The following is a 24,144-nucleotide window of genomic DNA, read 5'->3' on the forward strand; positions in this document are numbered from 1 at the left end:
GGGGGCGACCCACATTTCATTTTGGAGGTGGATTCATCATGGATGATAAACTGGTCATCGCCGGGCGGGAGTTCAATTCCCGCTTGATGGTCGGGACCGGCAAGTATGCCACCATGGAACTCATGCAGCAGGCCATTGCGGCCTCAGGGGCGGAAATAGTGACGGTAGCCGTGCGCAGGATCAATCTCCAGTCCCCGGGACCATCCCTCCTGGATTACCTGGACCTGCAGAAGATAACTCTCTTACCCAATACCGCCGGGGCCACTACCGTCGATGAAGCGGTGCGCCTGGCCCGCCTGGCCCGGGAAGCCGGCCTTTCCGATATGATTAAACTGGAGGTTATCGGCGACCAGGAAACCCTTTTACCTGACCCGGTGGCAACCATTGAGGCTACCCGCATCCTGGTCCAGGAAGGCTTTATTGTTTTACCCTATACCACCCAGGACGTAGTCGTGGCCCGGCGCCTGGTGGAAGCCGGGGCGGCTACGGTTATGCCCCTGGGTTCCCCCATAGGTTCGGGACAGGGTCTGCCCAATTTTGATGCCATCAAGCTCATCATCGACCGCGTCAATGTCCCGGTGGTAGTTGATGCGGGCATAGGCGCTCCTTCCGACGCCGCCCTGGCTATGGAAATCGGCGCCTCGGCCTGCCTGATCAATACGGCCATTGCCGAGGCTCGCGACCCTGTTCTCATGGCCGCGGCTATGCGCCAGGCAGTAATTGCCGGGCGCATGAGCTATCTCGCCGGCAGGATACCCAAGAAAACCTATGCCAGCCCCAGCAGTCCTACCGCGGGCATGATTGGCCGCAGTTAGTACGACTTCCTGTTTTTGACCTTCTGTTTTACGGAGGTGGTTGTTGTGAGTGTACCGGCCTATGAATACGAGGGTGAACTGAAGGCGATAGTTGATGGGGAAGCCATCGAGGCCCTCCTGGCAACGCCGCCCCCCGGAGGAGCGGCCCTGGATGCCATTTTACGTAAGGCCCGCTCTTTAAAGGGTTTAAGCCTGGAAGAAGTAGCCGCTATCCTTAATTTAGAAGATGCCGCCATGCTGCAAAAGGTTTACCGGGCGGCAGCTGAAGTTAAAGAGCGGGTTTACGGGCGGAGAATAGTTCTTTTTGCTCCCCTGTATATCAGCAACCTTTGCAGTAATAACTGTCTTTACTGCGGCTTCCGCCGGGATAACAGGGACCTGAAACGCAAGCTTTTAAGCCCGGAGGAAATTGGTAAAGAAGCCCGGGCCCTGGCTGAGCAGGGCTTCCGGCGCGTCCTCCTGGTCGCCGGGGAAGGCAGGACGGGTGCCGATGTCGATTATCTCTGCCGGGCCGTTGAGGCGGTTTACCGCTATTCACCCCTGCGTATTGTCCACCTTAACGTTGCTCCCCAGACGGTGGCCGGCTTTCGCCGCTTGAAGCTGGCCGGGGCCGGCGTTTACCAGTGTTTCCAGGAAACCTACCACCCCGCTACCTACCGGGTAATGCATCCCGCAGGTACCAAGGCCGACTACGGCTGGCGCCTGACGGTCATGCACCGGGCCATGGCCGCCGGGTTTGGCGATGTGGGCATGGGGCCCCTCCTGGGCCTCTATGATTACCGTTTTGAAGTCCTGGCGGCCATCAGCCATGCCCGCAGCCTGGAACAGGCCTTTGGTGCCGGTCCCCATACCATGTCGGTACCGCGGCTGCGGCCGGCCCTGGGGGCAGCCTTAACTGAGGTTCCCCATCCTTTAAGCGATACCGATTTCCGCAAGGTAATTGCCGTTTACCGCCTGGCCTTACCTTATGTGGGCCTGGTGCTGACTACCAGGGAGCGGCCGGAACTCCGCGATGAACTGGTGGATATGGGCGTATCCCAGATTTCCGCCGGTTCCTGTGTCAGCCCGGGCGGCTACGCTGAAGCTGAAGACCCGGCAGCCCAGTTTGAAGTGGGCGACCACCGGCCTTTGAGTGCGATGGTAGCTATGCTCCTGCAACATGGCCACCTGCCCAGTTTTTGCACCGCCTGTTACCGCTGCGGCCGTACCGGTAAACGTTTTACCGGCCTGGCGCGGGAAGGTGATATCCAGCGATTCTGCCTGCCCAATGCCATCTTAAGTTTCCAGGAGTACCTGGTAACAAAAGCGCCGCCGGAGTTAAAGGCTGCCGGTGAAAGGGCTATTGCCACGGCCCTGGCCACCATTGACGATAGCAACTTGCGGGAGGAGACCATGGAGCGCCTGGAGCGAACCCGCCGGGGGGAGGGGGATTTACACTTCTAAACATTTCCTGCGAGCTTTTAAATAAAGCCAGCCGGTCAGTATCAACGTTTTTAAGAACCACCATGCCGTTAACGCGGGCACTGGTAGGCGAAGGAACTTAATTTGTCATACCTCCCCCGGCCAGGCATATATATAGTAAAAGAAAAATGCTTGTCCGGGGGGACGCAAGGTGCGGGATAACTGGGACTGGGAGGAAATTAAGGGGGCACCCCTGGGGAGCTGGCCAGGACCGGGGCGGTCCTTGCCGCCGCCGCGTTTTCCCCGCCGCTGGTTGCGGCAGGGGATATTGGCCGGCCTGTTATGGCTGGCCCTAACCATACTTTTTCGCCTGGACGGCCCCGTGGTCCAGCCCCTGCAGCTGGGGCTGCGCCATTACCTGGCTGACCCGGCGGCCGACTATACCCCGGCCGTAGCCCAACTGGTACGTTCAGGGATGTGGCTGGATGCCTACGACCGCTGGGTTTTCCATTCCTTCACGCCGGGAGCAGGTGCTGTCCCGGTGACCGCCAGCCCGGCCCTGCCGGCCATGGCTGTACCCCTTTCGGGAAATATCAGCCGCCCTTACGGCCGGATGGTTGCCGCCGGCCAGCAGTATTTCCATAATGGCATCGATATCCAGGCCCCGGGGGGTTCAACTGTCCGGGCCGCCCTGGCGGGGAAGGTCATCAGGGCCGGGGAGGACCCTGCCCTGGGGCTGGTGGTGGAAATCGACCATGGCCGGGGACTGGTCACGGTGTACGGCACCCTGGGCCAGGTTAAAGTAAGCCAGGGACAGGCAGTAGAAAAGGGCAGCGTAATTGCCACCCTGGCCCAAGGACCGGTGGCCCAGCTCCATTTTGAAGTACGGCAGGATGGCCGCCCGGTGGACCCCACCACCTTATTAACAGCACCCGGTAAGATGTAAACCATGCGGGCCGGACGACTGGGGACGGCAGAGATAATTTGCAACGATTATTTCCTGCTCCTCCTGGGCCTTTATTTTGTCGTGGGGGTTTTACCCCAGGCCTTACTCTTGTTTACGGCTGTGGCCTGGCATGAAGGCTGCCATGCCCTTGTGGCCCACCGCCTCGGCTGGCAGGTCAAGAGCGTGGAACTCTTTCCCTTTGGTGGGGTGGCCCGCTTGACGCGGCCTCCTGGACGGGGTTTTATGGACGAAGCCCTGATCGCCCTGGCCGGCCCCCTGGCCAGTTTCTTCCTGGCCCTGGGGATAACCCTTTTTGGCCTGTTGCTTAACTTCGAGCCGGCCGGGCTCCTTTTTTTTCGCCAGGTCAACTTTATCCTGGGCTTTTTTAACCTCTGGCCGGGCCTCCCCCTGGACGGGGGGCGTATTTACCGGGCCTTGAGGGCGAAGCACACCGGCCTGTACCGGGCAACTGTGGAAGGAGTTTGCGGAGGCCAGGTCCTGGCCCTCCTCCTGGGCCTGGGGAGTATTGCCGGCTTTTTTTTCCGGCTGGTGGATCTCCAGGGCCTGGCCCTGGCCCTCTTTATCTATTACGCTGCCCGGCAGGAAGGAGAGATGGCGCCCTATATGTTCTGGCAGGATTTCTGGCGGCAGCGGGGTAAAGAAAATAAACTTAAAGCTGGCAAGGTCTTCTGGCTGGTGGCCGACCCGGGTCTTACCCTGGCCAGGGTGGCACGTTCCTTTTCCCCCCGTTCCTTCAACCTGGTAGCAGTCATCGGTAAAGGGGGACGGCTGGAAGGTATCTTAACGGAAACGGAAATCCTGCAAGAACTCCTGGAAGGGGGGAATAATACCCTGGATGCCCTGCTGCGGAAGTAGGGCAGGCCTTGCCCCGCCTTTTTCTTTTTGATACAATACAGGCAAGAGGTATTACGGGCAAAGGTGCCCCGGCCCTTACCTGCAACGAGGGACGGGGTTATTTTTGTCTGGTCATCCTGGAGGAAGTGAAAGCCTGTGCGCATAGCCCTGGCCCAGCTCAACCCTACTATCGGCGACATCCGCGGCAATGTGGCAAAAATCCGCGAGGCAATGGCCCGCGCCCGGGGAAGGGGGGCCGGGCTCATAGTTTTTCCCGAACTGGCAGTAACCGGCTACCCGCCCCGGGATTTGCTCTGCCGCCAGGACTTCCTGGAGCGGGTTGAAAGGGCCCTGGCAGGAGATATTGCACCTTTAAGTAAGGGGTTACCCATCCTGATCGGCGCTCCGGTAAAAGGGACAGGGGTGCCGTCCGGGGGGAGCGATACGGCTGCGGCTTTCCTGTTTAACGCGGCCCTCCTGTACGCTGGCGGCAAACTCTTTTACCGCCAGGATAAAAGCCTGCTACCCAACTACGACGTCTTTGACGAGAGCCGCTATTTCAAGCCGGCTGAGCACCGGGAAGCGGTAACCTTCAATGGCCTGCGCCTGGGGTTGACCATCTGCGAAGATATCTGGAACGACAAGGATTACTGGAACCGGCAGCTCTATGAGGTCGATCCCGTGGAAGAGCTGGTAGCCGGGGAGACGGCGTTGCTGATCAACATATCCGCTTCACCCTACCATTACGGTAAAATCGGGCTGCGGGTAGATATGCTCCGCAGCCTGGCCCGTAAATATCACCGGCCCATCATTTACGTGAACCAGGTGGGGGGCAATGATGAACTGATCTTTGATGGCACCAGCCTGGCCGTGGACGCAGCGGGTAATGTGGTGGGCCTGGCCGCCAGCTTTGCTGAGGACCTGCTGGTGCTGGAGGTAGGGCGGATGGGAGCCGGAGGACCTTTATCCCTGGTGGCAGTTAAGGATGGCCGGGCAGGGCTGCCCCACGAAGACATCAGCTACGTTTACCGGGCCCTGGTGCTGGGAATCGCCGACTACCTGCGCAAGACCGGCTTTCAAAAGGCCCTGGTGGGTTTGAGCGGGGGCATCGACTCCTCGGTAACCGCCGCCCTGGCGGCCGCGGCCTTGGGGCCGGAAAATGTGCTGGGGGTCTCCATGCCCTCACGCTACTCTTCGCCGGGGAGCCGTACCGATGCCCGCATCCTGGCGGAAAACCTGGGCATTGCCTTCCGGGAAATCCCCATTGAAGGCATGTTTAGCGCTTACCTGGCGGCCATGAATGCAGGCGGCCCTCCCCGGGGCGACCTGGCCGAGGAAAATATCCAGGCGCGCATTCGCGGAAATATCCTCATGTTCATATCCAACCGCGAGGGTTACCTTACCCTGACCACCGGCAACAAGTCCGAGATGGCCGTGGGTTACTGTACCCTCTACGGCGATATGTCCGGGGGACTGGCCGTACTGGCCGATGTGCCCAAAGTGATGGTCTACGAACTGGCTCGCTACATTAACCGGGAGAGGGAAATCATCCCCCACAGCGTGCTGGTCAAGCCCCCGTCGGCCGAACTGAAACCGGGCCAGGTGGACCAGGACTCCTTACCCCCTTACGAAGTGCTGGATGCCATCCTGCAGGCTTATATCGAAGAGGAGAAAGGGGCCGCGGAAATTGCCGCGAGGGGATTTGACCCGGAACTGGTCCGGGAAGTGATCCGCAAAGTCGACCGGGCTGAGTACAAGCGCCGCCAGGCTGCTCCGGGCCTGCGGGTGACCTCCAAGGCCTTCGGCACGGGCCGGCGCATGCCCATTGCCTGGCGCGCGGGATAGAAAACCTTCAGGGTATATTTTTTTCTCATTTCCTGCTATACTAATGACCAGGAAATTGAGCAGCGTGAGGCGAAGGAATTGCAGGATAGTGACTGGGAAAAGTTATTAACCAGGGTTGCCAAACCGGCCCGTTACCTGGGCACGGAGTGGAATGCCATTCACAAGGACTGGAAAGAAAACCCGGTGCGCATGGCTTTTGTTTACCCCGACCTTTACGAAGTAGGCATGTCCCACCTGGGCCTGGCCATCCTTTACGGCGCCGTCAATGAGCGGCCCGGGATGCTCATGGAGCGGGCCTTTGCCCCCGGGCCGGACCTGGAGACCCTGCTCCGGGAAGAACATCTCCCCCTCTTCAGCCTGGAATCCCACCGGCCCTTAACTGATTTTGATGTCCTGGGCTTTACCCTCCAGTATGAAATGAGTTATACTACAATTCTTAATATCCTTGACCTGGCCGGTATACCCCTTAAGGCTTCGGAGCGGGCCCCGGAGCATCCTTTAGTTATCGGCGGGGGGCCGGGGGTGGCCAACCCGGAGCCGGTGGCTCCCTTTTTTGATGCTTTTCTCCTGGGTGACGGTGAGGAGGCCCTACCCGAACTACTGGCGCTGGTGGGCAGGTTAAAAAAAGAAGGGGCAATTAACGACCGCCGCCGGGTTTTAAAGGTCATAGCCAATCTGCCCGGCTTTTATGTGCCTTCCCTGTATAAAGTAGAATATAATAGCGACGGCACCGTGGCCGCGGTTATACCCCGGGAGGAGGGCGTGCCCGAACGCATAGTCAAACGGGTCATCCCCGACCTGGATGCAGCCTATTTTCCCACCCGGCCTATTGTTCCCTTCCTGGAGGTAATTCATGACCGCATGATGCTGGAAGTCATGCGGGGCTGCACGCGGGGCTGCCGTTTTTGCCAGGCGGGGGCCATTTACCGGCCGGTCCGGGAACGGGACCTCTCCATCCTCCTGCGCCAGGCGGAAGAGCTGGTGCGCCACACTGGCCACGAGGAGATATCCCTTACATCTTTGAGTACGGCCGACTACTCCCGGGTGGAGGAACTGGCGCGGGCCCTGGCAGCTACCTATGCTGATCAGGGCGTCAGCGTTTCCCTGCCCTCTTTGCGGGTGGATGCCTTCAGCGTCCGCCTGGCGGAAGCCGTCCAGCGGGTACGTAAAAGTACCCTCACCTTTGCCCCCGAGGCGGGCAGCCAGCGCCTGCGGGATGTCATTAATAAAGGCGTGAATGAGGAAGACATCCTGACGGCCACCGGCGAGGCTTTCCGGGCTGGCTGGCAGGCTATCAAGCTATACTTTATGCTGGGTTTACCCACGGAAAGGGAAGAGGATCTCCTGGGCATTGTAGACCTGGCGCGGCGCATCCTGGACCAGGGGAGAAAGCTGGCGCCGGGGGGAAAACCGGCGGTCACTGTCAGCGTTTCCTCCTTTGTCCCCAAGCCCTGGACGGCTTTCCAGTGGGAACCCCAGGACCGGTTGGAAGTAATTAAGGAAAAGCAAAAACTGCTGCGCTCCCACCTTAAAGGGCCGGGACTGCGCTTTAACTGGCATGAGGCAGAGGTCAGCTTTATCGAAGCCGTTCTCTCCCGGGGCGACCGGCGCTTGAGCAAGGCGATTGTGGCGGCCTGGCGCCGGGGGGCGAGATTAGAGGGCTGGTCGGAATACTTTAATTACGGCTGCTGGGAGGCGGCCTTCAGGGAAACAGGCCTGGACCCGGCCTTTTATGCCTGCCGGCTACGCCGGGAAGAGGAAGTATTTCCCTGGGACCACCTGGACTTTGGGATAGCCAAGGACTTCTTAAAAAGGGAACGCCGGCGGGCCTATGAGGGCCGGGTAACGGCTGATTGCCGGTCAGGCCGCTGCACCGGCTGTGGTGTCTGCCCGGGACTGGGTGTTGACCTTATCCTGAAAGGAGGGTCCCGGGACAGTGCGGTTACGGGTAAAATATAGCAAGGGGGGCCGGGCGGTTTTCCTGGGCCACCTGGAGATGCTCCGCCTGTGGCAACGGGCCATGCGCCGGGCCGGGCTTCCCCTGGCCTATAGCCACGGCTTTAACCCCCACCCGCGCCTAGCCTTCGGCCCGGCCCTGGCGGTAGGGATAGAGAGCCTGGCGGAATACCTGGACATGGAATTGACTATGGTCCTTGACCCGGCCGGAGTCAAAGAAAAGCTACAAGCCGAGCTGCCGGCAGGCCTGGAACTCTTGCTGGTCTTTCCTATTCCTGACCAGGCACCGGCCCTGACCGCCATTATTGATGCTGCTGCTTACCGGGTCGCCTGGGAGGAGCCGCCCGACCAAAAATTTTTGCAGCAGAAGGCTGAGGCGCTCCTTTCCCGCCCGGTGGTCCAGGTGAGCCGGCCGGGCAAAGATGGCACCAGGGTCAAGGATATCCGCCCGGGCGTTTTCCAGCTGGCCGTCAAGCCGGAAGCCACCCTGGCGATGCTCCTCGAGTGCAGCTCCCGGGGGGTTGTCCGCCCGGAAGAGGTCGTAAGTACCATGGGCCTGGAGGGCCCCTACCGGGTAACCCGTACGGGCCTGTTTATCCGCCAGGGCGATGCCCTCCTGGCCCCCGAATCTATCGCCGCAACGGAAATAAAAACAGCTGGGAAAGGGCTACTTGCAAGGGACTAGCGAGCCCCTGCACGAAAATGGTGATAGGGGAATATGGAGGATTTAATCTGGAACTGGCGTAGCCAGTTCCTACGGGAATTCTAACTTCAGACTTCCTGTCTCCGACTCCCGCTTTAGAGAAGGTAGAGATGGGTGAACAAAGAAATCTTAATCCAGGTTGATGCCGAGGAGACGGCAGTCGCCGTCCTGGAGAACGGCCGCCTAATGGAGATATACCTGGAAAGGGCCACCAAAGCGCGCCTGGTGGGCAATATTTATAAGGGCCGGGTGGCCAACGTTTTACCCGGCATGCAGGCTGCCTTTGTAGATATCGGCCTGGAGAAGAACGCCTTCCTTTTTGTTGATGATACTACTGGCCTGGAAGCCCTGGAAGGAGAAGTGCCCCCCCGCAGCCGGCGGCGTATCAGCGACGTCGTCCGGGAAGGCCAGGAAATCCTGGTCCAGGTGGTCAAAGAACCCCAGGGAAGCAAGGGTGCCCGGGTCACCACCCAGATTACCCTGCCGGGGTGTTACCTGGTCCTCATGCCCACGGTTAATTATATCGGCATCTCCCGCCGCATCGGCAGTGAAGAGGAAAGGGAGCGGCTGAAAACCCTGGCCCGGGCGGTTAAACCGCGCCGCATGGGGTTAATCGTCCGCACGGCAGCCGCCGGCGCCGGCCTGGAAGAACTCCGGGAAGACAGCAGGGCCTTAAGCCTGACCTGGAAACGTATCCGGGAGTTGGCCCGGCGGAGCAAAGCCCCGCGGCTGCTCCACCATGATGTGGAACTCTCTTTACGTATTTTAAGGGATTTATACACGGAAGATGTCAGCAGGCTCCTGGTTAATTCCCGGGATACCTACAACAGGGTTATTGAGATCCTGGCCGAACGGGCACCAGACCTGCGGCGCCGGGTTGTCTTAAGGGATGGCGCCGATCTTTTTGCCCTGTATGGCGTGCAAAACCAGGTAGAACAGGCTTTGAAGCGCAAAGTCTGGCTTAAATGCGGCGCTTACCTGGTTATTGACCAGATGGAGGCCCTGACGGCCATTGATGTCAATACGGGTAAATATGTCGGCCGCCACAACCTGGCCGACACGGTCTTGACGACAAATCTGGAAGCAGCGGTGGAAGTAGCCCGCCAGCTGCGCCTGCGCAACATCGGCGGCATCATTGTCGTCGACTTCATCGATATGGAAAATCCCGCTCACCAGGAGCAGGTAATCAAAGTCTTGCAAAGGGAACTGGCCCGGGATAAAACCAAGACCCAGATCCTGGGTTTTACCCGCCTGGGGCTCCTGGAAATGACCCGGAAAAAAGACCAGCTGGAACTGGGAAATGTGCTGCAGCAGGACTGCCCCTATTGCCACGGTACGGGCAAGGTCCTGTCGGAAGAAACGGTAGCCCTCCAGGCCAGGAAAAAAGTCCTGCAACTGGCCGAAGAGAGCCGGGCCCGGGCCCTGCTGGTGGAGGCCAATCCGGCTGTAGCTTCTTTGCTTATTGGCTCAGGGGGAGCCCACTTGCGCCTCCTGGAGCGGCGGGCCGGGAAAAAGCTGATTATCAAGGGCAAGGAAAATTTCCACCTGGAAGAAGTAAACGTGCGGGAGCTCTTTGACCTGGACGAAATCAACAACCTGGCCACCCCCGTCAAAGCCGGCCAGATTCTGAAAGTTACCATCGAAGGGGCGCATACGACCAACAACGGTGATGGTATCGCCAGGGTGGACGGCTTTGTCCTGGCTATACCCGGCGGCGCATCTTACCTCGGCCAGGAAGTGCCGGTAGAGGTTACCCGGGTTTACCGCACCTTTGCCCGGGCGCGGCTCTTAGCCGATGCTTGACAGGGACTGGGAAGATATGTTACACTGCATTAAGCTGCACCAGAGTTTTAAACCGCTCGCCGCAGGTTGTAAAACCTTTCTAACAGGTACCTGGCGGCGGCGAGTCTTAGCTTGGGGGGATTCAGGTGTATGCCATTATTATGACCGGTGGCAAGCAGTACCGGGTTAGCGAGGGCGACGTCCTTCGGGTAGAAAAGCTACCGGTAGCCGAAGGCGAAAAGGTAGTCCTGGATAAGGTGCTGGCCGTCGGTGAAGGCGCTGACTTGCAGGTAGGCACCCCTTATGTGAAAGGGGCCAGGGTTACCGCCACTGTAGAGGCCCAGGGTAAGGGCAAGAAAATAATTGTTTTCAAGTACAAGCCTAAGAAAAACTACCGGCGCAAGCAGGGCCATCGCCAGCCGTATACGCGGTTACGGATTGAAAAAATTGAGGTGCAATGATCAGGGTTATCTTCTGGCAGGGAACAGGCGGGACTTTCACGGGCTTTACCGTTACCGGCCATGCTGGTTACCGGCCTAAAGGCGAGGATATCGTCTGTGCCGCCGTATCGGCCCTGGCCCAGACGGCAGTTTTGAGCCTGAAGGAACAGCTGGAAGAGGAACCCGGGGTAAGCATCCAGGAAGGTGTCCTGGACTGCCGTTTACCGGCAGGCTTAAGCCCCGCCGGGCAGGAGAAGGCCCGGGTGATTCTCAAAACCATCGAACTGGGGCTGAAGGCTATAGCCAGCGATTACAGACAGTATGTAGCAGTAGAATATAAAAGCAGGAGCTAGAGGTGAAATAAAAATTTCTGACCTCCGATTTCCTGCATCTGACTTCCGAAACTAAGGGGGTGGGCCAGATGATTATGGATTTACAGCTTTTTGCCCATAAAAAAGGTGTAGGTAGTTCCCGGAACGGCCGCGATAGTGAGGCCAAACGCCTGGGAGTAAAAAGACAGGACGGCCAGTTTGTTAAGGCCGGCAATATCCTGGTGCGCCAGCGTGGTACCAGGATCCACCCGGGCCGCAACGTCGGCATTGGCAAAGACGATACCCTTTTTGCCCTGATTGACGGCGTAGTCCATTTTGAACGCAAAGGACGCGAGAAGAAGCAGGTCAGCGTTTATGCCAGCTAAGAATAACCCCTGGAAACTTCCAGGGGTTTCTGCTATGGACCGGCCCGTTAGCGACTGGCGCCCGCGCCAGTGAACATGCGAAAATAATAAGGGGCGAGGTGTCTGCAATGACCTGGCAGGCCGCAGCAGTGGTATCTTTGCTACGCTGGCAAAGACACGATATCCTGAATCACCTCCAGGTGATCTCCGGTTATCTCCAGCTGCAAAAAAGTGACCGGGCTTTATCATATTTGCAAGAGGTTATCGTCCAGCTGGAGCAGGTGGGCGGGCTCATGCGCCTGAAACAACCCGACCTGGCCCTGGCCAGCCTTCTCAAAATGGAACAGGCCGCCGCCCAGGGCATAACCTTAACAATAGCCGTACATACCATGATGGAGAACCTGGCTGTGGATGATAAAGTGGCCCTCACCCTCTGGGAGGCCGCCTGGGACCTGGCCCTGGCCCTGGCCGGTGAGGGGAATGCCGTCCAGGTGAGCCTGACTGAGGTGGAGGAAGGCTATTACCTGTCCTTTAAAGCAGCAGTACCGGCAATCGTACCTGCCGGTGCAGCAAACCACCTGGCCGACCTGACCGGCCGCCACCAGGTGCCCTTCACCTGGGAACCGGATAAGGGAAAAATGGGACTGCTCTTGAGGAAACAGTAAAAATCGCAGGTAGGCTGCGATTATGGGTGGGGATATGTCCCGGAGCCGCGAATAGTGGAGCGAAGGTCAAAAGGACAGGCGAGGTGAGGTAACCGCTGCCGGAGCCGAGGACGCCTGAGCATACCCTGGCTAGGAATACAGCGTTATCTCATAGGAGGATCTAAGCCAGCGGAGCAGGAAGCCTGTTCATTGGCAATCCGCTTTTAGCATAACCCTATTTTCGGAGGAATGTTATTCCCCTTGTTCTACGACGAAGCTAAAATTTACGTGCGCGGCGGCGACGGCGGTAATGGCGTCGTCGCCTTCCGGAGGGAGAAATATGTCCCCCGCGGTGGCCCCAGCGGCGGCGACGGCGGCCGCGGCGGCAGCGTAATACTGGAAGCCGATGCGTCCTTAAGAACCCTGGTCGATTTCCGCTATCGCTCCCATTACCGGGCCGAGCGGGGCCAGCACGGCCAGGGGAAAAATAAACACGGCCGCAGTGCCCCGGATCTCATCCTCCGGGTCCCGGTAGGGGTGGTAGTAAGGGATGCCGCTACCGGACAGGTCCTTGCCGACCTGGTCGAGGACGGCCAGCGAGTCGTGGTGGCGGCCGGCGGCCGGGGCGGCCGGGGGAATGCCCGTTTTGTCTCGCCGACGGACCGGGCGCCTGCTTTTGCCGAAAAAGGCGAACCCGGCGAGGAACGCTGGCTACTCCTGGAATTAAAGCTCCTGGCTGATGTCGGCCTCATCGGCATGCCCAATGCCGGCAAGTCAACCCTGCTTTCCCGTATATCCGCCGCCCGGCCCAAGATTGCCGACTACCCCTTTACCACCCTGACCCCGGTTCTTGGCGTAGTGCGGGTAGACGAAGAAAACTCTTTTGTAGTGGCCGACATACCCGGCTTGATCGAAGGTGCCCACCAGGGCGCCGGCCTGGGATTAAAGTTTTTACGCCACATCGAGCGCACCAGGGTCCTGGTCCACGTTCTGGACGTATCTTTACCGGCAGAAGAGGTCCTGTATAACTGGCAGGCTGTCAATAAAGAGCTGGAACACTATAACCCGGAACTGGCCCGGCGGCCCCAGGTAATTGCCGCCAACAAAATGGACATCCCCGGCGGGGAAGCAAAAGTGGCTTATCTTAAAGAACATCTGGGCGAGGCTTACTACATTTTTCCCATAGCAGCTGCCACCGGTGCCGGCCTTGCGGCCCTCCTTTACCACCTGGCAGACATGCTCAAAAACTTGCCACCGCTAGCACCTTTACTGGAACCAGGGGAAGAAAAGGTGACAACCTTTGCCCCGGAAGAGATAACAGTAACCAGGGAAGGTAATGTTTTCCTGGTCAAAAATAGAGAAATCGAGCGGCGGGTGGCCATGACCTACCTGGATAACGCCGAAGCCGTCCGCCGCCTGCAGGTTTACCTGCAGCACAGGGGCCTTGATGCCGCCCTGCACCGGGCCGGCGTCTTCCCCGGTGCTACTGTAAGAATAGGTAAATATGAATTTGAGTATAGGGAAGAGGGGTAAAAGTACTGAATGTCCGCGAGGGCATGAAAATGCCGGGCTGGCATTTGTCGGAAGCGTGGGAGACAATGCCAGCCTGCGACCGAGTTACTTGCGAAGGAGTGACGGCCTTGACGGAGAGGGAGTGCCGCGAGGCTCTACAACAGGTCCGCAGGCTGGTAGTTAAAGTAGGCACCAGCACCCTGACCCACAAAACAGGCAAGTTAAACCTGGAACGCATGGAGCGCCTGGTCCGGGAACTGGTGGACCAGGTCAATGCCGGCCGCCAGGTAGTGCTGGTTACTTCCGGGGCCGTGGGGGCCGGCATGGGTCGCCTGGGACTGAAGGAAAAACCCAGGACACTGCCGGAAAAGCAGGCCGCCGCCGCTGTGGGCCAGGGCTTGCTCATGCACATGTATGAAAAATTCTTTAGCGATTACGGCCTGCTGGTGGCCCAGGTCCTCTTAACCCGGGACGACCTGGCCGACCGCCGCCGTTACCTCAATTCCCGCCACACCCTGGCCACCCTGTTACACCTGGGCGTGATACCCATAGTCAATGAAAATGATACCGTGGCCGTAGACGAAATACGGGTTGGTGATAATGACACCCTGTCGGCCCTGGTGGCCGGCCTGGTTGACGCCGATATTTTAATCCTGCTGACGGATACCGGCGGCCTTTTTACCGCCAACCCCCGTAACCACAAAGATGCCTCTTTACTCCATTGTGTTACAGAAATTACGCCGGAGATAGAAGCCCTGGCCGGGGGGGCCGGTTCTACCTGGTCCACCGGCGGTATGGCCACCAAGCTCCAGGCCGCGCGGCTGGCCACCAGCTTCGGCATCCCGGTAGTGATCACCAGCGGGCTGGAGGGTGGAAAAATCGGCGCCGTCCTCCGCGGGGAAGAGGTAGGTACCATCTTTATCCCCCGGGAACACCGCACCCATACTCGCAAGCGCTGGCTGGCCTACGGGCCGGCCGCCCAGGGCCAGGTCCAGGTGGATGGCGGGGCCGTCAGGGCCATCTGCCAGGGTGGAAAAAGCCTCTTACCGGGGGGTGTGGTGGCCGTTTACGGCGACTTTGACCAGGGAGCTATTATCAGTATTATCGATCCGGACGGCAAGGAAATTGCCCGGGGTATGTCCAACTACCCGGCCGCAGCCATTCGCCGTATCCAGGGCAGGAAAACGAAGGAGATTGTCGAAATCTTAGGCTATAAAGATTACGATGAAATTGTGCACCGGGATAACTTAATCGTTTTAGCTTAGCAAGGAAAGGAGTGGCTGCCATGAATGTAGCCGCAGAAGTGCAGGCTAAGGGTAAGCTGGCCAGGGAAGCAGCGCGTACCCTGGCTAATTTAAACACGGCCAGGAAAAATGAAGCCCTGCTGGCCATGGCCCGGGCCCTGGAGGAGGAAAAGGATTTCATCCTGGCGGCCAATGCCCGGGATATGGCTGCCGGCAAAGAAAAGGGCCTTTCCCGGGCCATGCTGGACCGCCTCCTGTTAAACGAGCGGCGCATTCAGGACATGGCCGTTGGTTTGCGGGAACTGGTAGCGTTGCCCGACCCGGTGGGCGAAGTTACTTCCATGTGGACGCGGCCCAACGGCCTGCAGATTGGCCGGTTGCGGGTGCCCCTGGGGGTGATCGGCATTATCTATGAAGCCCGGCCCAACGTGACTGTAGATGCGGCGGGCCTGTGCCTGAAAACCGGTAATGCCGTTATCCTGCGCGGAGGCTCGGAGGCCTTTAATTCCAACCGGGCCCTGACCCAGGTCATCAGCCGGGCGGCAGCGGCCGCCGGCATGCCGGAGGGGGCCATCCAGTTAATTGAGACCACCGACCGCGAAGCCGTCAACCTGCTGCTGCGGGCCAATGATTACCTGGATGTCCTGATTCCCCGGGGAGGCGCCGGCCTCATCCGCACGGTGGTGGAGAACGCTACGGTGCCGGTGATTGAGACGGGTGTGGGCAACTGCCATGTCTACGTCGATGCCGCAGCCGACGTGGAGATGGCCAGAAACATTGTAATCAATGCCAAGACCCAGCGTCCCGGCGTCTGCAACGCCATGGAAACCTTGCTGGTCCACGAAAAGGTGGCGGCTGCTTTCCTGCCTTCCCTGGCGGAGGCCTTGAAGGAAAGGGGGGTTGTCTTGCGGGGATGCGAACGCACCCGGGAACTTGTCCCCTGGGCGGAAGCAGCTACCGAAGAAGACTGGGCTACCGAATACCTGGACCTGATCCTGGCCGTCCGGGTGGTCGACAGCTTGGAAGCGGCCCTGGAGCACATCCATACCTACGGCACCAAACATTCGGAGGCTATCGTCACCAGCGATTACCAGACGGCGCGGGAATTCCTGGCCCGGGTGGACGCCGCCGCCGTTTACGTCAATGCTTCCACCCGCTTTACCGACGGTTATGAATTCGGTTTCGGGGCGGAAATCGGCATCAGCACCCAGAAGCTCCATGCCCGTGGCCCCATGGGCCCGGAGCAGCTCACAACTTTTAAGTATATTATCTTTGGTAGTGGACAGATCCGTCAGTAATTGTTAAAATAACAGCATAGGGAACCGGGAGGGAGTTATGACGGCATCAAACAATTACCGGCGGGTAGGTATTATGGGTGGGACCTTTGACCCCATTCATTTCGGTCACCTGGTAACGGCCGAAGCCGCCCGTTGGGAATTTGCCCTGGAAAAGGTGGTCTTTGTCCCTTCCGGGCGACCTCCCCATAAAAAGGACTACCGGGTCAGTGACCCGGAACACCGCTACCAGATGACGGTCCTGGCTACGGCCAGCAACCCTTACTTTGAAGTATCCCGGAGCGAGATTGACCGGGAGGGTTATTCCTATACCGTCGATACCGTATATGAGTTTCGCCGCTTTTACGGCCCGGAAGTCCAGCTTTTCTTTATTACCGGTGCCGACGCCATCCTGGAGATCTTGACGTGGAAGGATGTCGACAGGCTCCTCCAAGAGTGCCATTTTATTGCCGCCACGCGCCCCGGTTTTCAGTTGAACCGGCTAGGGGAGTCCAGAACCATGTTACCGGTTGAGGGTAGGCACCGTATTCATCTCATTGAAGTCCCAGCTCTGGCCATATCATCTACTGATATCCGCTGGCGAGTACAAAATAAAAAACCAATTAAATATTTACTCCCGGAGGCAGTAGAAGATTATATCCACTGCCAGGGGTTGTACCGGCCCCGGGACTGTGGCATATAGTGGCGTATATGAAAAGAGCTAGGACTATATACTACTACTAACATCAAAGAAGAGGTGAAGTGCATTGGTGCGTACCCTGTACGTGGGCAACCTTCCCTGGGCCACCACGGAGGAAGAACTGGCCAGGGCGTTTGCGGCCCACGGCGAAGTGTTGAGCGCGCGGATTATTACCGACCGCCAGACGGGCCGGTCCCGGGGTTTCGGTTTCGTGGAAGTTAACGATGCCGATGCCGACCGCATGATCGCCGCCATGAATGGCGCCGAACTTGGTAATCGCGTCTTAACCGTCAACGAAGCCCGGGCCCGCTCGTAAGACCCGGAGTTGAGCCTGACCTCCTATTTTTAACAAATAGGGGGTTTTTGTTAGCTGCCCAGCGGAGGTTAGTTATAAAAGTGAAAAAGTACCTGCAGCTTCTAGCAGCACGGCTACCCGCTGGGCGTTACCGCCATAGCCTGGGTGTAGCTGATACCGCAGCCGGACTGGCAGTAAAAAATGGTGTTGACCCGGAACAGGCCCGCCTGGCGGGCCTGTTACATGATTACGCCCGGGATTTACCGCCGGAGAAACTCCTGGACCTGGCCGGGGCTGCCGGGCTCATAACCTGCGACCTGGAAAGGCGGCTACCCGTTTTACTCCATGGCCCCGTCGGAGCCCTGCTCCTGGAACGGGAGCTGGGGATAACCGATAAAGCCATTCTCCAGGCCGTGGCCCGGCATACGGTAGGGGCGCCGGGCATGACGACGCTGGATAAAATTATTTACCTGGCGGATGTTATTGAACCCGGGCGCCAGTTTGCCGGTGTCCAGGCTATTCGTAAAGCAGCGGCCACTGACCTGGAGGCGGCTTTGTTGAAGGCCTTGGAAGCCAGTATTGTTTACGTCCTGGATAAAGAACAGCCCCTCCACCCGGCCACGGTGGAGGCACGCAACTACATTTTACTGGCCAGGGGAGGTTATTGATTGATGGATGCAGCCCGGGTAGCTGAGCTGGCGGCCAGGGCGGTAGGAGAGAAGAAGGGACTGGATCCGGTCATCCTGGATCTCAGGGGGATTACCCTTATTGCCGATTACTTTGTTATTGCCAGCGGTACCTCGGCAACCCAGGTCCAGGCCATTGCCGGCCGGGTAGAGGAACTCCTGGAGGCAGCCGGGGTAAAGCTCTTGCACCGGGAAGGCTGGGACGCTGCTCGCTGGATCTTGCTTGATTATGGTGCGGTGGTGGTACATATCTTCCAGGAAGAAGAGCGCCGTTTCTATGACCTGGAGCGCCTCTGGCGGGATGCCAGGGTGATTAAAATAGATGCCGTCTAGCACAAGATAGCTATGCCGCTGATGCGGTACCAGCAGAAGGATTAAAATAACGGGCTGGCATTTGTTTGGAGCGAGCAAAAACAATGCCAGCTTGGTGCGCAGTTATTTTAGGGTAAACTTTAGGAGTGACTGGTTATGGAAGCAAGGTATAATTTTAAGGAAATCGAACCTAAATGGCAGCGCCGCTGGGAAGCAAGCGACCTTTACCGGGTAACAGAAGATAGCGACAAGCCCAAGTTTTACTGCCTGGAGATGTTCCCCTATCCTTCCGGGAATTTACACATGGGTCATGTCCGTAATTATTCCATCGGCGATGTGGTAGCCCGCTTTAAACGCATGCAGGGCTACAATGTCCTCCATCCCATGGGCTGGGATGCCTTTGGCCTGCCGGCGGAAAACGCGGCCATCCACCGGGGGATTCCACCGGCGGAGTGGACCTGGAGCAATATCGCCAACATGCGCCGCCAGCTCCATGCCATGGGCATCAGCTACGACTGGGATCGGGAGGTGGCTACCTGCCACCCCAACTACTACCGTTGGACCCAGTGGCTCTTCCTGCAGATGTACAAGCACGGCCTGGCCTACCGCAAAAAGGCCGCCGTCAACTGGTGTCCTTCCTGCGTCACGGTGTTGGCCAACGAGCAGGTAGTTGACGGCGCCTGCGAGCGCTGTCATACCCCCGTTATGCGCAAAGACCTGGAGCAGTGGTTTTTCCGCATCACCGCTTATGCCGAGCGGCTTTTGAGCGACCTGCAGCAGCTGCCCGGCTGGCCGGAAAAAGTAAAGATCATGCAGGAAAACTGGATCGGCAGGAGCACCGGCGCGGAGGTTATTTTCCGGGTGGAAGGCAGCGATGAAGAAATACCGGTATTTACCACCCGTCCGGACACCCTCTACGGGGTTACCTATATGGTCCTGGCTCCCGAACATCCCCTGGTGGCGAAGCTGGCAGCGGGGACACCCCAGGAAAAGGAAGTAGCCGGCTTTGTCCAGGCAGCCCGCTATTTAAGCGACCTGGACCGGACTGCTACCGAGAAGGAAAAGGAAGGCGTTTTTACCGGGGCCTATGCCATCAACCCGGTCAATAACGAGCGGGTACCCATCTGGATCGCCAACTATGTCCTCATGGAATACGGTACCGGGGCGGTCATGGGGGTACCGGCCCATGACCAGCGGGACTTCGAATTTGCCCGCAAGTACAACCTGCCGGTCGAGGTGGTTATCCAGCCCCAAGGCCAGGAACTTGACGGCGCCACCATGACGGCCGCCTACGTCGAGGACGGCATCATGGTCAACTCCGGTCCCTTCAACGGCCTGCCCAACCGGGAGGGCATCGGCAAGGTAACTGCCTACCTGGAGAGCACTGGTAAAGGTAAGGCCCGGGTGAATTACCGCCTGCGGGACTGGCTGATTTCCCGCCAGCGTTACTGGGGCGCGCCCATACCCATAATTTACTGCGACCACTGCGGCCTGGTACCCGTGCCCGAAGAAGATCTGCCGGTCATCCTGCCCGAGGGGGTAGAGTTTAAACCGACAGGGGAATCGCCCTTAAAGAACTGCCCCGAGTTTGTCAACACCACCTGTCCCCGGTGCGGTGGCCCGGCGCAGCGGGAGACGGACACCATGGATACCTTTGTCTGCTCCTCCTGGTATTTCCTGCGCTACACCAGCCCCCACAGCCAGGAGCGGGCCTTTGCACGGGATAAAGTTGATTACTGGATGAATGTGGACCAGTATATCGGCGGGGTGGAGCACGCCATCCTGCACCTCATGTATGCCCGCTTCTTTACCAAGGCCCTGTACGACTTTGGCCTGTTGGGGGTGGAGGAGCCCTTCCAGAACCTGCTAACCCAGGGGATGGTCTTAAAGGACGGCAGCAAGATGTCCAAATCCAAGGGGAATGTTGTCAGCCCTGAAGAAATAATAGAGCGCTATGGCGCCGATACCGCCCGCCTCTTTATCCTCTTTGCTGCCCCTCCGGAGCGGGACCTGGAGTGGAGCGACCAGGGAGTGGAGGGCTGCTACCGCTTCTTAAACCGGGTCTGGCGCTTAGTGGCCGCTTACGCCGATGCCGTGCGCCGGGACGGCGGCACCCCCGTGGTGAACGCTCCCGCCGACCGTGAGCTCTGGCGGCTCCTCCATGCTACCATCAAAAAAGTTACCGAGGATATCGAGCAGCGCTTTAACTTTAATACGGCCATCAGTGCCATTATGGAGCTGGTCAACGGCTGTTACCGTTACCAGGACACCGTTGCTGAAAATGAACAAAACCTGCCGCTGATGGGTGAGGTTTTGCGGAAGCTGGTTACCCTGCTGGCCCCCTTTGCTCCCCACATTGCCGAGGAGCTCTGGCAGGGCCTGGGGGGCCGGGAAAGCGTCCACCTGGAATCCTGGCCTGCTTATGACCCCGCGGCCCTGGTGGAGGAAGAGGTAACCCTGGTGGTGCAGATCAACGGTAAAGTTAGGGACCGGATGCAGGTTCCGGCGGGGCTGCCGGAAGAAGAGGTTAAGAAGCTTGTTTTAAAAAGGGAAAAAGTGGCCAGCCTCCTTGCCGGCCAGCAGGTGGTGAAGGTCATCGTGGTGCCGGATAAGCTGGTCAATGTTGTAGCCCGCTGGGCGAGTTAAAAGCTGTTTTCGTCAAAAAGGCTGGAAAAATGGCTCTAGTTTGGTTAAAAAGTTGCCCTATCGAGGGAAACTGGAGAAAGGATGGAAGGGATGGCTCTTAAACGACTTCTACTGTTAGTGCTGCTGGTGTCCGGCTCTTTTCTCTCCTTGAGCGGGGTGGCCTGGGCCTCTGGAGGAAATGAACTGGGCCATCTTTTACCCTGGTGGAGCGTATTGCCTTTTGTAGGCATGTTGCTGTCTATTGCTATCTTCCCGCTGGTTAACAGCCACTGGTGGGAGCACAACATGGGCAAGGTAAGCGCGTTCTGGGCCCTGGTTTTCTTTATTCCCTTCTTAATTGCCTTCGGCAGTGGGACCGCTTTCTTCCAGGCCCTGGAAGTATACTTGCTTGATTACCTTCCATTTATCATTCTTCTCTTCGGTTTGTTTGTAGTTTCGGGAGGAATTATCCTCCGCGGTACCCTGCAGGGGACCCCGGCCGTGAACGTATTGCTCCTGCTGGTAGGCACCGCCCTGGCCAGCTGGGTGGGAACGACGGGAGCCAGCATGCTCCTGATCCGGCCGGTGATCCGGGCCAACGAGTGGCGGCGTTACAAGGCCCATATAATTATCTTCTTTATCTTTCTTGTATCCAATATCGGCGGCTCCCTGACACCCGTGGGCGACCCGCCCCTGTTCCTCGGATATTTAAGGGGTGTACCCTTCTTCTGGACAATGCGATTAATTGTCCCTATGGGATTTAATGTAATTATTCTCCTGGCCTTGTATTATATCCTGGATAGTTACTTTTACCGTAAAGAAAGCGTCCCGGAACTGAAGAACGAGCGGGAACCCTTGCGTGTAGAGGGGTTACACAATCTTATTTATCTCGGCATCATTCTTGCTGCGGTTATTACCAGCGGCATCCTGGCCAAGAACCCCGCCTTCGCCGATCTGAAAACAGGCGCCCTCTATGGTATCACCCTGTACCGGCACGGGGAGGAAGCAGTGGTCTTGCCCTACACGAATATAATCCGCGACCTGGCCATTCTCCTGGCAGCCTTCCTGTCATGGAAAACTACTTCTATGGATATTCGTAAAGATAATCGTTTCACCTGGGGCCCCATCAAGGAAGTGGCCACCTTGTTTGCCGGTATCTTCATGACCATGATCCCGGCCCTGGCCATCCTCCACGCCCGCGGCGCTGAACTGGGCTTAACCCACCCGGCGCAATTTTTCTGGGCGGCAGGAGCCCTTTCCAGCTTCCTGGATAACGCTCCCACGTATCTGGTATTTTTGACCACCGCCGCCAGCCTGGGAGCCGCCAGCGGCGTGCCGACCACTCTGGGGATAGTGGCCCCCAAGATGTTAATGGCCGTATCCTGTGGAGCGGTGTTCATGGGGGCTAATACTTACATCGGCAATGCTCCCAACTTTATGGTGCGGTCCATAGCGGAGGAGAATAACATTCGCATGCCGAGCTTCTTCGGCTATATGGCCTGGTCGGCGGGTATTTTGATCCCCCTCTTTATCATGGACACTTTAATCTTTTTCCGCTGATTGCCAGAAGAATAGGCGGGTAAGGCATCCTGGCTGAAAATTGCTTTCTTACCGGAATTAAATATTACTTTATGATCTTTTAGTTCAAAAAACGGAGTGGAAGCGGAGTGAAAGCGGGGATGTCCCGGTAAGGATGGTTAAATGTAGTTTAAAGTTACCTGGACGGGGGACCCATGCGCTCCGGGTGGTACCTGCAGGGAAAAGCGAGGTTCATCTTTAAAGTCAAGGCAGTTTTTGCCGGGGTGATAGGAAGATGTGGGAATGGGACGGTCGCGTGCGCTGGCTGGCTGTAGCCCTGGTGGCGGCCATCCTCTTTGGTGCCGGTCTCCAGTACGGCCGCTGGCAGGAGCGGCAGGGGGGAGATAAACTTCCCGCGGTGGTGCCGGGGGATGAAAAGGCAGCAGGGGCCACCGGTGGCGCTAAATCTGGCGCTGCTCCGGGGGAGGCGGCAACCATCCAGGTCCATGTGGCCGGGGCGGTGCAAAGGCCGGGGGTGTATGAACTTCCCGCCGGGGCCAGGATTAACGAGGCCGTGAGCCTGGCCGGGCTGCTGCCGGAAGCCAACCCCAACGCCCTGAACCTGGCCGCTCCTTTGAATGACGGCCAGCAGCTCATCGTTCCCCGGCAGGGCGAGGAAGCAGCGCCGGGGAAGGGGGGTAATCCGCCCGGTAGCGCAACTGCAGGTGGGGGTGCCCGGAAAATTAATATTAATACCGCCACCCTGGCCGAATTAGACACCCTGCCGGGTATTGGACCAACCCTGGCCCAGCGCATCCTGGATTACCGGACGCAGAAGGGTCCTTTCCGGACGATTGAAGACCTGCAAAATGTCGGCGGTATCGGCCCCAAAAAATTTGCCGACCTGAAGGATTTGATAACGGTCCGCTAGGGTAGGGGGGCCGTTTTTTGTTTCGCCGTGCCTCACGAGCCGGCAAAATAGCTGCCGAAAACAGGTGCCGCCATTTTTTTCCGGGATATTACTGGTGCGGCCTGGTATATAAAGCCGGTGGGAGAACGCTTGACATAAGGGCTGGGTAGGGATAAACTTGCTTTGTAATCAGTCCTGCTAAAGGAGAGTTAGTACTATGAATGTCCTGCAGGCAATAATCCTGGGCCTGGCCCAGGGCCTGGGAGAATTTTTGCCCATTTCCAGTTCCGCCCACCTGGTTTTGCTGCCCTGGTTTTTCCGCTGGCCCGACCCGGGCTTAACCTTTGACGTCGCCCTGCACCTGGGTACCCTCATTGCCGTGGTAGCTTATTTCTGGCGGGACATTGTCGAGCTGGTTATCTGCGGCTTGTCCCAGCCTCGCAGCCTGGATGGACGCCTTTTCTGGTACCTGGTCGTTGCCTCCATCCCGGGGGCCATCTTTGGCTATCTCCTGGAAAAACAGGCCGAGACGGTTTTCCGTTCACCCCTGCTCATTGCTTTGACCCTCACCTTGATGGGAATTGGCCTCTGGTGGGCCGACCGGGTGGGCCGCAAAACCCGGCAAATGGATGATATTACCCTGGCCGACAGCATTATTGTGGGTATTTCCCAGGCCCTGGCCATTATCCCCGGCGTCTCGCGTTCCGGGATTACCATGTCCGCCGCTCTCCTGACCGGGATGCAGCGCGAGACGGCAGCCCGCTTCTCCTTCCTCATGTCGGTGCCGATTATTGCCGGGGCGGCCCTGCTGCAGTTAAAGGATTTAACCCTGGCTGCTATCAACCTGTCCTTTATCCTGGGGGTCCTGACGGCAGCTGTCGTCGGTTTTTTAGCCATCAAGTTTTTGCTCCGCTACCTGCGCCATGGCAGTTACCTGCTGTTCACCTGGTACCGGATTTTCCTGGCCGTCCTGGTGGTGGCCGTATTCTGGCTACGCCGCTAAAA

Annotated in this window: 23 protein-coding genes and 1 other annotated feature; all 23 genes read left to right on the top strand. The window is 58.3% G+C overall.

The window, feature by feature from the left end; translation table 11 throughout:
• Positions 1-38 precede the first annotated feature (38 nt).
• The 23 genes from MGLY_RS09070 (at position 39) to uppP (ending at position 24,142) form a co-directional block, all read left to right on the top strand.
• On the top strand, positions 39-815 hold the full coding sequence (locus MGLY_RS09070) for a thiazole synthase (RefSeq protein WP_156273193.1): 777 nt from the start codon (positions 39-41) through the stop codon (positions 813-815).
• A 45-nt stretch (positions 816-860) separates the two neighbouring features.
• Positions 861-2,258 carry a [FeFe] hydrogenase H-cluster radical SAM maturase HydG gene (gene hydG / locus MGLY_RS09075; protein ID WP_170290999.1) on the top strand — a complete coding sequence of 466 codons (1,398 nt, stop codon included), beginning with the start codon at positions 861-863 and terminating at the stop codon, positions 2,256-2,258.
• Between the two features lie 169 nt (positions 2,259-2,427).
• Entirely contained in the window at positions 2,428-3,162 is a 735-nt protein-coding gene (locus tag MGLY_RS09080) for a murein hydrolase activator EnvC family protein (RefSeq protein WP_156273197.1), read from the top strand.
• 3 nt (positions 3,163-3,165) lie between these two features.
• A complete protein-coding gene (locus MGLY_RS09085) occupies positions 3,166-4,038 on the top strand; it encodes a M50 family metallopeptidase (RefSeq protein WP_156273199.1) in 873 nt (290 codons plus the stop codon).
• 135 nt (positions 4,039-4,173) lie between these two features.
• Positions 4,174-5,862, top strand: coding sequence for an NAD+ synthase (locus tag MGLY_RS09090; protein ID WP_156273201.1), 1,689 nt, complete (start codon positions 4,174-4,176; stop codon positions 5,860-5,862).
• A gap of 78 nt (positions 5,863-5,940) precedes the next feature.
• Positions 5,941-7,821: a TIGR03960 family B12-binding radical SAM protein gene (locus MGLY_RS09095; protein WP_156273203.1), complete on the top strand. Its 1,881-nt coding sequence runs from the start codon at positions 5,941-5,943 to the stop codon at positions 7,819-7,821.
• On the top strand, positions 7,799-8,503 hold the full coding sequence (locus tag MGLY_RS09100) for a TIGR03936 family radical SAM-associated protein (protein WP_156273205.1): 705 nt from the start codon (positions 7,799-7,801) through the stop codon (positions 8,501-8,503). Before MGLY_RS09095 ends, MGLY_RS09100 begins: the two co-directional genes overlap by 23 nt.
• A gap of 132 nt (positions 8,504-8,635) precedes the next feature.
• The gene (locus MGLY_RS09105; protein ID WP_156273207.1) at positions 8,636-10,324 is read left to right on the top strand and encodes an Rne/Rng family ribonuclease; all 1,689 of its coding nucleotides are present in this window, start codon (positions 8,636-8,638) and stop codon (positions 10,322-10,324) included.
• A gap of 40 nt (positions 10,325-10,364) precedes the next feature.
• Positions 10,365-10,441: a sequence feature (ribosomal protein L21 leader region), on the top strand.
• Between the two features lie 8 nt (positions 10,442-10,449).
• Positions 10,450-10,764 carry a 50S ribosomal protein L21 gene (gene rplU / locus MGLY_RS09110; RefSeq protein WP_156273209.1) on the top strand — a complete coding sequence of 105 codons (315 nt, stop codon included), beginning with the start codon at positions 10,450-10,452 and terminating at the stop codon, positions 10,762-10,764.
• Positions 10,761-11,096 carry a ribosomal-processing cysteine protease Prp gene (locus MGLY_RS09115; protein WP_156273211.1) on the top strand — a complete coding sequence of 112 codons (336 nt, stop codon included), beginning with the start codon at positions 10,761-10,763 and terminating at the stop codon, positions 11,094-11,096. Before rplU ends, MGLY_RS09115 begins: the two co-directional genes overlap by 4 nt.
• 74 nt (positions 11,097-11,170) lie before the next feature.
• Entirely contained in the window at positions 11,171-11,440 is a 270-nt protein-coding gene (gene rpmA, locus MGLY_RS09120; protein WP_054936379.1) for a 50S ribosomal protein L27, read from the top strand.
• A gap of 107 nt (positions 11,441-11,547) precedes the next feature.
• A complete protein-coding gene (locus MGLY_RS09125; protein ID WP_156273213.1) occupies positions 11,548-12,084 on the top strand; it encodes a Spo0B domain-containing protein in 537 nt (178 codons plus the stop codon).
• A gap of 240 nt (positions 12,085-12,324) precedes the next feature.
• A complete protein-coding gene (obgE, locus tag MGLY_RS09130) occupies positions 12,325-13,596 on the top strand; it encodes a GTPase ObgE (RefSeq protein WP_156273215.1) in 1,272 nt (423 codons plus the stop codon).
• A gap of 107 nt (positions 13,597-13,703) precedes the next feature.
• Complete coding sequence (proB, locus tag MGLY_RS09135) at positions 13,704-14,840, top strand: glutamate 5-kinase (RefSeq protein ID WP_156273217.1); 1,137 nt, start codon at positions 13,704-13,706, stop codon at positions 14,838-14,840.
• Between the two features lie 20 nt (positions 14,841-14,860).
• Positions 14,861-16,117 (top strand): glutamate-5-semialdehyde dehydrogenase, encoded by a 1,257-nt coding sequence (locus tag MGLY_RS09140; protein WP_156273219.1) that lies wholly within the window; start codon positions 14,861-14,863, stop codon positions 16,115-16,117.
• Positions 16,118-16,154: 37 nt separating this feature from the next.
• Positions 16,155-16,796 carry a nicotinate-nucleotide adenylyltransferase gene (gene nadD, locus MGLY_RS09145; RefSeq protein ID WP_156273221.1) on the top strand — a complete coding sequence of 214 codons (642 nt, stop codon included), beginning with the start codon at positions 16,155-16,157 and terminating at the stop codon, positions 16,794-16,796.
• 67 nt (positions 16,797-16,863) lie between these two features.
• Complete coding sequence (locus MGLY_RS09150) at positions 16,864-17,109, top strand: RNA recognition motif domain-containing protein (protein WP_054936377.1); 246 nt, start codon at positions 16,864-16,866, stop codon at positions 17,107-17,109.
• A gap of 80 nt (positions 17,110-17,189) precedes the next feature.
• The gene (gene yqeK, locus MGLY_RS09155) at positions 17,190-17,756 is read left to right on the top strand and encodes a bis(5'-nucleosyl)-tetraphosphatase (symmetrical) YqeK (protein ID WP_156273223.1); all 567 of its coding nucleotides are present in this window, start codon (positions 17,190-17,192) and stop codon (positions 17,754-17,756) included.
• Between the two features lie 3 nt (positions 17,757-17,759).
• Positions 17,760-18,107 (top strand): ribosome silencing factor, encoded by a 348-nt coding sequence (gene rsfS / locus MGLY_RS09160; protein ID WP_156276333.1) that lies wholly within the window; start codon positions 17,760-17,762, stop codon positions 18,105-18,107.
• 135 nt (positions 18,108-18,242) lie between these two features.
• Entirely contained in the window at positions 18,243-20,732 is a 2,490-nt protein-coding gene (gene leuS / locus MGLY_RS09165) for a leucine--tRNA ligase (protein ID WP_156273225.1), read from the top strand.
• 90 nt (positions 20,733-20,822) lie between these two features.
• Positions 20,823-22,271: a sodium:proton antiporter gene (locus MGLY_RS09170; protein WP_170291000.1), complete on the top strand. Its 1,449-nt coding sequence runs from the start codon at positions 20,823-20,825 to the stop codon at positions 22,269-22,271.
• A 253-nt stretch (positions 22,272-22,524) separates the two neighbouring features.
• On the top strand, positions 22,525-23,160 hold the full coding sequence (locus MGLY_RS09175) for a ComEA family DNA-binding protein (RefSeq protein WP_156273229.1): 636 nt from the start codon (positions 22,525-22,527) through the stop codon (positions 23,158-23,160).
• A 196-nt stretch (positions 23,161-23,356) separates the two neighbouring features.
• The gene (uppP, locus tag MGLY_RS09180) at positions 23,357-24,142 is read left to right on the top strand and encodes an undecaprenyl-diphosphatase UppP (protein WP_156273231.1); all 786 of its coding nucleotides are present in this window, start codon (positions 23,357-23,359) and stop codon (positions 24,140-24,142) included.
• Positions 24,143-24,144 lie beyond the last annotated feature (2 nt).

The sequence above is a fragment of the Moorella glycerini genome (genome assembly GCF_009735625.1).
In the GTDB taxonomy this organism is placed as follows: Bacteria; Bacillota; DSM-521; order Neomoorellales; family Neomoorellaceae; genus Neomoorella; species Neomoorella glycerini.